The sequence below is a fragment of the Paenalicyclobacillus ferrooxydans genome, from assembly GCF_001399675.1.
Classification (GTDB): domain Bacteria; phylum Bacillota; class Bacilli; order Alicyclobacillales; family Alicyclobacillaceae; genus Alicyclobacillus_B; species Alicyclobacillus_B ferrooxydans.
In genome coordinates this window covers 56,587-63,489 of record NZ_LJCO01000020.1, presented here as the reverse complement: position 1 = coordinate 63,489, position 6,903 = coordinate 56,587, and the positions used below count along the sequence as shown (strand labels likewise).

Below are 6,903 nucleotides of genomic sequence, written 5' to 3'. Positions count from 1 at the left end.
ACCGAGGACTGGTTAGCTTAGTCGAACGATATGACGGAATTCGTTCCACAACGTGAACCGCCGTATACCGAACGGTACGTACGGTGGTGTGGGAAGACGGGGGTTAGTCACCCCCTCTTACCCGATTCTTCGATTTTGCTCCCGTTTGTTTTCTCGCAATGGATACCTTTTCTCGTTCTATTTTTTTGCTTGGACAATATACATCAAAAGTGTCTAGCGGATGAAGCCTCCCCGGCATACCCGCGCAAGCCGCGCATATACTGTATTGTCCTATTCGCCATGGGCGCTCGTAGGGATTGTCAGTGGCTCGGGGAGGACTACGGGCGGAGCAGTTTGCGCCGGTCATCTTGAGGAGGGGGAAGCGTGGAAAAGTTCGACGTATTTAAGGATATTGCAGAGCGAACAGGGGGCGACATCTATCTCGGCGTAGTCGGCCCCGTGCGCACTGGCAAGTCTACTTTTATCAAAAAGTTTATGGAACTGATTGTTTTGCCGAACATCAAGGAAGAGTCGGAACGCGTACGCGCTACGGATGAACTTCCACAGAGCGCAGCAGGACGAACGATTATGACGACTGAACCCAAGTTCGTCCCGAATCAAGCCGTTGAGATTTCCGTCGCGGAAGGTCTTGATGTGAACGTGCGCGTGGTTGACTGCGTGGGCTACACTGTCTCAGGAGCCAGAGGATACGAAGACGAATCTGGCCCGAGGATGGTTACAACCCCGTGGTTTGACGAACCTATTCCATTCCAGGAAGCCGCAGAAATCGGAACACGGAAAGTCATTGCTGACCATTCCACACTGGGTATCGTGGTCACGACCGACGGCAGCGTGGCAGAGATTCCACGCGATGGATATGTCGAGGCAGAAGAACGGGTCATCGACGAACTCAAGGAGCTCGGAAAGCCGTTCGTTATCATCGTCAACTCGGTGGACCCTGAACATGTCAGAGCGCAGAACTTGCGCGACGAGTTGACCGAGAAATACGATGTTCCTGTGATTGCACTTTCCTGTGCAACGCTGACCGTACACGAAATTCACGCTGTCCTGCGCGAGGCACTGTATGAGTTCCCGGTCAAGGAAGTGAACGTAAACCTGCCGAGTTGGGTCATGGTCCTCGACGATGACCATTGGCTCCGTCAGGAGTTTCAGTCGAGTGTGCAGGAGACCATTCAGGACATTCGTCGAATTCGCGACATCGACCGGGTCGTGGCAAACTTTTCGAACTATGAATTTATCTCCTATGCAGGACTGTCTCACATGGACATGGGCAAAGGCGTTGCGGTCATTGACCTGTCCGCACCGGATGAACTGTACGATCGCGTCTTAACAGAGGTGGTCGGCGTCCAAATCACTGGGCGTGACCAGCTGCTCAGAATGATGAAAGACTTTGTGTACGCCAAGCGCGAGTACGACAAGGTGGCGGAGGCTCTGAAGATGGTGAAAATGACCGGATACGGGGTTGCACCGCCGGCACTTGAAGAGATGACGCTTGACGAGCCGGAGTTGATTAAACAAGGTTCCCGCTTTGGCGTTCGGTTAAAGGCGACAGCACCATCCATTCATATGATTCGCGTTGATGTTGAAAGCGAATTTGCGCCGATAGTAGGCACTGAAAAACAATCCGAAGAACTGGTTCGTTACCTCATGCAGGACTTTGAGCAAGACCCACTGAAGATCTGGCAGAGTGACATCTTTGGCAAATCCCTCGCAGCCATTGTACGCGAAGGAATCTCGGGCAAACTGTCGATGATGCCAGAAAACGCACAGTACAAACTGAAAGAAACCCTGCAGCGGATTATCAACGAAGGCAGCGGAGGTCTGATTGCTATCATCCTCTAAAAGCAGATTCCTGCTTCGAGAGATTACTCTAGCGCCTCTACAGGCACCAAACAAGCAGTTCGGTCCCATAATCGGCCGAACTGCTTGTTTTCTTGTTACGAGAAAGAAAGACGCACTGTATGTATAAAATGCTTGATTTGGGATAGGACTGGAATAAATGCAATCGTTACAAGGTTCAATGTAAACTTAACACCTTGGCGAAAAATGCACGAGAGTTAAGGAGTGTGGAAAGATTGAATAAAGCTGATTTAGTCCAAGCCGTCGCTGAGCGCACTGGGGTGACCAAACGGGATGTGACGCAGGTCGTAGATACCGTATTTGACGTAATTCAAGAAACCCTCAGTCAAGGTGACAAAGTCCAACTCGTAGGGTTTGGTAACTTTGAGATCCGCGAAAGAGCGGCACGAAAAGGTCGGAACCCCCAAACCGGTGAAGTCATTGAAATTGCGGCGAGCAAGGTTCCGGCGTTCAAGGCCGGAAAAAACCTCCGCGAAGGGATTCAATAAACTGTTCCCACCGACGCAGGCTGTTCTGTGGGTATGTTTCTCGTCAGATTGCGCGTTTGAGTCAAATCAGCTATAATGGCTCTGCGCTTTGGCGTGTGACGGATGTGATAGGTCGACCTGCAGCCGGGGATCATACGGATTCGGGCGCGCGCCTTGATGTCCGGCCAAAACCAGCGTGAGAAACGCTGGTTTTTTGTTGTAGCGATGAGGGGGGATGGACAAGTGGCCGATTCACCTGTGTTAGGGGACTATTTTGTCATAAGAGCCCTTGAAAACGGTGTACAACTGATTGGATTGACGCGCGGGCAGGAGACCAGGTTTCATCATGCGGAGAAGTTGGACAAAGATGAAGTGATGATCGCGCAGTTTACCGAACATACTTCAGCCATGAAAATCCGTGGGAAAGCCGTTGTATACACAAAATTCGGTGTAATTAACACGACGGAACGAGATCTGTAAGGATGACTAAGTCTCCGATGTTCCATCGCGCATGACACCGGCGAGCGTGACGCCCTGAGAGGGACGCTTCGTGATACAGAACACATATAGAGAGCCGGGTCATGTGGTATAATATCGAAGACTTACGGTCGGGTTGGTTTGGCTGGAGGGATGGAAGCATGTCAATGACCGATGTGAACCTCATCAAATATGAGGACGTCAATAAGAAGGTACGTGCCTACACCCATCACGCATTTCTGGAGGCCGCAGGCGTACGCCCCTTCGCAAGCCGCTTTCATTTTGATATGGCGCGAGCTGTACTGGAAGCGGGCGGGATGACGCGCGAACAGTCTGTCAGCGTACTGGAGGCTGTTTTGTTGTTGCATCGTGGGCTCGCGATCCACGAAGACGTCGACAGCACAAACGACTTGCAAAGGCAACTGCGTGTATTGGCTGGTGACTACTGCAGCAGCCAGTACTACTGGATCATTTCAAGAGTCGGCGATGCTGAATTGATTCAGGCGTTGTCGGACGCAGTTGTTCGCATCAATGAGGCAAAAATGACGGTTCACCGGAGACGGTCTGAGTTGTCTCCCGCACAATACATACTTTTGCAGGAAGTCATTCACGGGGACCTGTTGTACACGCTGGCGGCAATGTATTTGTCTCATCAGGAAGACTGGATCAAGGGCCTGCACTTCACAGTTCGGTCCTATGTTGTCCGTGAACAGTCTGAACTTGGAGACGGCACGGGGCCGTTTACGTTGCGTCAGGCTTTTGACTGGCTGACAGAGGCCAAGGGATACATGGAGGATCGCACACGGGAATCCATGATGAGACCGGCGTCAAGTTTTGTCCTCGATACGTGGCATCAGATACGCGTTTTACTCGATCAGCAATCGCTGGCGGAGGGGAACCGTTGATGGGTGTAGAAGCACAAAGATGGCGTCACTAACCCTTGACTGGAGGCATTGCAGCCTTGCACGTCTTGGTGCAAAGCATGAGATGGAGGCCGCCGCACCGATGGATTTTCGGCAAGTTTACGAGCAGTATCAGCACGATTTGCAAGAAATCGACAACATCCTTGGTACATCCATGGAGAGTGAAAATGCCTTGCTTGCAGGCTCATCTCGTCAATTACTCGCGGCGGGTGGCAAGCGCATCAGGCCGCTGTTTGCACTTTTATGCAGCGAGTTAGGCAAGATGTCGGAGAAACAGAGTGTTCACCGACTCGCTGCCTCGGTAGAACTGGTTCATATGGCTTCATTGGTCCACGATGACGTAATTGACGATGCAACTGTACGTCGGGGACACCCTACTGTACGGGCGCAATACGGGAATCGCCCTGCGATGTACACGGGTGACTTTTTGTTCGCACGAGCGATTCGGTTGTTGTCGTCCTTATCCAACATGTCCTTGCACGTTGAGATGTCCAATGCCATTGTACGTATGACGGAGGGGGAGATCGACCAGATCCGTGATTTTTACGATCTCGGTCAACCGCTAAAAAAATACTTGCGGCGTATTGAGCGGAAAACAGCCCTCTTGATTTCAGTCAGTTGTTCACTGGGAGCAGTGGTAGGCGGCGCCCCGGCGGCCGCTGTGAAAGCTGCGAGAAGGTTTGGGTACTTCACCGGGATGGCCTTTCAGGTGATTGATGACATTCTTGATTTTTCGGGTACGGAGTCTCTGGTCGGAAAGCCCGTCGGAAATGACTTGTGGCAAGGGAATATCACCTATCCTGCGCTCTACACAGCACAGTGTACCGCCCAGGGCGCACAGCTGAGGAATCTGGTTTCCCCCACGATGACGCGTGATGACCTGAACGCCGCGGTGGCACTGGTAAGAGAATCCGGCGCTCTTGAACAGGCAAATCAACTCGCCTCCCGGTATCTCGATAAAGCGCTTGTCATTTTGCGGGGACTTGACGAGAGCAGTACGCGTCGTTCACTTGAGGTCGTAGCACGCTTTGTCAATCAACGCATGTTCTAAGTTGGTCGGTTTCCAGAAGTTGAACGGTCGCCCGGATTTCATTACAATGGGCCGTGGAAGGTCTCCACGAAACAGGAGACCGAATTCAGTGACGAGATGCAGAGGAGCGATATCATTGGCAGTGGAACGCACGTTTGTTATGGTAAAACCAGACGGAGTACAACGCGGACTGGTAGGCGAAGTTGTGCGCCGATTTGAATCAAAGGGTTTTAAACTCGTCGGGGCGAAGCTCATGCAAGTGTCAAATGAATTGGCACAGTCGCATTATGCAGAGCATAAAGAACGTCCGTTCTTTGGTGAACTCGTAACATTCATCACTTCCTCACCTGTGTTTGCAATGGTTTGGGAAGGCGAGAATGCGATTGCTGTGGCTCGCAACATGATGGGAAAGACCAACCCGGCAGACGCTGCACCAGGGACGATTCGCGGCGATCTCGGTTTGACCATCGGCATGAATATCGTGCATGGTTCAGATTCTCCAGAAAGTGCAGCGCGTGAGATTGGGCTGTGGTTTAGCGAGGACACGGTTTCCTACGAACGCGCGGTCGACGTTTGGTTAAAGTAACCTGCAGGTTGTTCGAAGGTTGGCACACTCGGTGCTACGGAGCAGCACATCCAGTGTACGAAATTCTAGCGTAATGTAATCTTAAGGGCGGGGGATACGCTATCCTTCGTCCTTTTCTGTTTCGTTTGGCCAATGTTCGTTCTGGCGTCACCGCTGAAAGTATCTGTATTCAGAAACTGCCGAATTTCCTCTTGCCGCTCATACACAGCCTTCCTACCGGCTTCCACAGAGGTTTTCATGTCACCGAAAGAGACAAACGAAATGTGACTGACGTCGGGTGCAATTGAAAATACGTCATCACCTTTAATATCCGCATCAATCGTTTCGTCGAGCAGGATGTCAAATGACCTGGTGAGGACATGTGCGAAGCTCTCGGGATACCATTCTTCTTCCAACCGGTACAGATTGACTGCGATGATGTGCGTACAACCGACATCTCTCAGGACTTCAACCGGTACATAGCTGCGCAGGCCTCCGTCGACAATCAGATGCGGGCCGATGACCACAGGCGTAAAAATCCCCGGCAACGAACAACTTCCCCGCACGACTCGTGCCACATCGTCAATTGGCTGGACTGCACGCACTCCCAACATAGTGGGTAATTCAGGCTCAGGACCCTCTTTTCGGTCAAATGGATGCGCATAGACAATTGGGAAACCTGTGAAAAGGTCTGTCGCAATTGCGTAGTAGGGAATCTGGTAGGCCCGCCCTTTCAACGCCTTGCGAAAATAACGCTCCAAGCGACGTCCCTGCAGAAGTCCAGATGGAAGGCTAAACGCTTTGCTCGGCCACTTAGGCCACAAGCGGTGGCGTGTCAACGTGATCATGGAAGACACGAGGGGAAAACCGTAATCCAGCAGGCGGGGTCCTGGAAAATCGTCAACCAATCTGACCATATCTTGCGGCTGGAACCCGTGTGCGTAAAGTGCGCCTACAAAGGAGCCGGCACTCGTTCCCGCCACACAGTCAAACTGAATGCCCATCTTATGCAAAGCATCGAGAACCCCCACATGTGCGGCTGCTTTTAATGTCCCTCCACTTAAAGCAAGACCCAGTTTGCATGGTTTAGGCGCGTCCATCAAGGCTTCCCTCCTCAGCTCTCTGACCTCACGTCAGTCCTAACCATCATCATATTCGAGGGAAGCGTGGAGTGTTTTTCATAGACAGCAAAAAGGCGCGCAGACATTGTCTGCAGCACCTTTTTCGCCTTCAAAACCAGGTTGCATTAGTACCCTGCGGCAGCACCGTAACCCGGAACCAACAGGAAGAACAGCACAAAGATAATCAGAAATACAACAGCCCAACGAGTATATCCACCGAATACGCCCATGATAGGACACCTCCAGATATTCAAAGAATGTTCAGCTGCACCACAAGAATGGAATTGCGGCCGCAATCTCAATCCTTGTTGCCGTCGGTGCGATGCGCCATCACTTGTTTTGCGTTTATCTGTTGACGCGGCGCACAGTTGTATCTCATGATCGAAGCAACGAAACTGTTTAGGGCAAATGTCACGACTGCCCCCAATGTTGGGCCGACGGGCGAAGGGTTGCCTCCTTC

At 51.8% G+C, this 6,903-nt stretch carries 7 protein-coding genes; 6 read left to right on the top strand and 1 reads right to left on the bottom strand.

Annotated elements, in window-relative coordinates; genetic code table 11:
- Window positions 1-363: 363 nt before the first annotated feature.
- From spoIVA to ndk, 6 genes are all read left to right on the top strand, one after another.
- Window positions 364-1,842, top strand: a complete 1,479-nt coding sequence (spoIVA, locus tag AN477_RS05250) for a stage IV sporulation protein A (RefSeq protein WP_054968118.1) — start codon at window positions 364-366, stop codon at window positions 1,840-1,842.
- A 233-nt stretch (window positions 1,843-2,075) separates the two neighbouring features.
- Window positions 2,076-2,348: an HU family DNA-binding protein gene (locus AN477_RS05245; protein ID WP_054968117.1), complete on the top strand. Its 273-nt coding sequence runs from the start codon at window positions 2,076-2,078 to the stop codon at window positions 2,346-2,348.
- 222 nt (window positions 2,349-2,570) lie between these two features.
- The gene (gene mtrB / locus AN477_RS05240; RefSeq protein ID WP_425388124.1) at window positions 2,571-2,807 is read left to right on the top strand and encodes a trp RNA-binding attenuation protein MtrB; all 237 of its coding nucleotides are present in this window, start codon (window positions 2,571-2,573) and stop codon (window positions 2,805-2,807) included.
- A gap of 158 nt (window positions 2,808-2,965) precedes the next feature.
- A complete protein-coding gene (locus AN477_RS05235) occupies window positions 2,966-3,709 on the top strand; it encodes a heptaprenyl diphosphate synthase component 1 (RefSeq protein WP_054968116.1) in 744 nt (247 codons plus the stop codon).
- Between the two features lie 19 nt (window positions 3,710-3,728).
- Window positions 3,729-4,778, top strand: a complete 1,050-nt coding sequence (locus tag AN477_RS05230) for a polyprenyl synthetase family protein (RefSeq protein ID WP_157061823.1) — start codon at window positions 3,729-3,731, stop codon at window positions 4,776-4,778.
- A 121-nt stretch (window positions 4,779-4,899) separates the two neighbouring features.
- On the top strand, window positions 4,900-5,343 hold the full coding sequence (gene ndk / locus AN477_RS05225) for a nucleoside-diphosphate kinase (RefSeq protein ID WP_054968129.1): 444 nt from the start codon (window positions 4,900-4,902) through the stop codon (window positions 5,341-5,343).
- A 65-nt stretch (window positions 5,344-5,408) separates the two neighbouring features.
- On the opposite strand, the gene AN477_RS05220 is transcribed toward ndk, so the two are convergent.
- On the bottom strand, window positions 5,409-6,422 hold the full coding sequence (locus tag AN477_RS05220; RefSeq protein WP_054968114.1) for a patatin-like phospholipase family protein: 1,014 nt from the start codon (window positions 6,420-6,422) through the stop codon (window positions 5,409-5,411).
- Window positions 6,423-6,903: the final 481 nt, after the last annotated feature.

Bases quoted from the DNA above. Each gene is read 5' to 3' on its own strand.
- AN477_RS05235 (WP_054968116.1), top strand. From the start codon at position 2,966: ATGTCAATGACCGATGTGAACCTCATCAAATATGAGGACGTCAATAAG.
- AN477_RS05220 (WP_054968114.1), bottom strand. From the start codon at position 6,422: ATGGACGCGCCTAAACCATGCAAACTGGGTCTTGCTTTAAGTGGAGGG.
- AN477_RS05230 (WP_157061823.1), top strand. From the start codon at position 3,729: ATGGCGTCACTAACCCTTGACTGGAGGCATTGCAGCCTTGCACGTCTT.